Raw genomic sequence first — 1,194 nt, forward strand, 5'->3', positions numbered from 1 at the left:
TGGCCATTTCAGTGAAGTGCCCGACGGTTATCCTGCCGACCTCTGGGGCCGCGATATCCTGATTTCGGCCCCGGCTCTTTGGGAGCCTGTTCGGTCTATCCTGCGGTCTGCCTCTGGGTACGACTGATTGTGCTTGTGATTGCCTTCGGGGGTTGTCACTAGCCTGTTAACTTCGGGGCGGGCACAGGATGGGAACCTGCTCCCCGAAACCGCTACGAGCACATTCATGTGCTCGTAGCGGTTTCGGGAAAGCCCTTCCTGCCTTCGCCTCACCACCGGATCTATCAGGCTACCAGGAGGAGGCCAACTCCAAGCTCAGCCCCAAACACCTTCTGCAACCAACCCCCAACTCTCGTCGAAGTCAGTAGAAGGCAACCGCGAGAACGAGGAGCGGATAAACCGCTGGATCCGCCCTTCAACAAAAACCAGTACAAAGTCCGCGCCGCGAGCAGACGTCGTCCGGGGCCGCAGGCCCTGGCGGATTTCGCCTTCTTTGAGGGTTTGCCGTACCTGGGTTTCCAGGCGCTCGAAGAACTGGGAGGCACGCTTGCGCAGGGTGTCGTTCTCGCCCATCAAAGCATCACCGGTCAGCACACAACACAGCCCCGGATTGCGTTCAGCAAAGACCAGCACCAGGTGCACCAATTGCTGGAGACGAACCCGCACGTCCTCCTGCTCCTGCAGGATCACCTGACAGCGAGAGAACACGGCCTCTTCAGCGAACTCGATAAGCGCCTCGAACATTTTCCGCTTGCTGGGAAAATGGCGATACAAAGCCGCCTCGGTAACGCCCACGGATTTGGCGAGGCCGGCGGTGGTGATTCGGGCACCCGGATCGGTCTCCAGGAGTTCCACAAGAGCATGAAGAATCGCCTCGCGGCGACTGGGTTTCTGATCAGTCATGGCAGGACAGCAGCGCTCTGATTTATCGTTGTCGGGGCCGGTCGTTCAATGCCAGCCCTCGGTTATCGTTAGTCAGGATTGTGCCCGAGATCAGAAGAAGGTGCCATCAATGGGCGAGGATGCGCTGGCATAGAGCTTCTTGGGCATCCGGCCCGCCAGATAGGCTTCACGACCAGACTCAATGGCCAGGCGCATGGCATTGGCCATTCGGATCGGGTCTTTGGCCTGGGCAATGGCGGTATTCATCAGTACGCCGTCGCAGCCCAGCTCCATGGCGATGGTGGCATCCGA

1 protein-coding gene and 2 pseudogenes are annotated in these 1,194 nt (G+C 59.4%); 1 reads left to right on the forward strand and 2 read right to left on the reverse strand.

The features are described from left to right. A pseudogene (locus B2W52_RS22205) lies at window positions 1-127 on the forward strand (inositol monophosphatase family protein); the annotation flags it as partial. 188 nt (window positions 128-315) lie between these two features. Here the strand turns inward: B2W52_RS22205 and slmA are convergent. Together slmA and B2W52_RS01540 are read right to left on the reverse strand one after the other, a co-directional pair. Beyond that, complete coding sequence (gene slmA / locus B2W52_RS01535; RefSeq protein WP_008173360.1) at window positions 316-903, reverse strand: nucleoid occlusion factor SlmA; 588 nt, start codon at window positions 901-903, stop codon at window positions 316-318. Between the two features lie 90 nt (window positions 904-993). Continuing rightward, window positions 994-1,194: pseudogene (locus B2W52_RS01540) on the reverse strand (thiazole synthase); the annotation flags it as partial.

This window comes from Marinobacter sp. UBA2498, assembly GCF_002341575.1.
GTDB lineage: Bacteria > Pseudomonadota > Gammaproteobacteria > Pseudomonadales > Oleiphilaceae > Marinobacter > Marinobacter manganoxydans.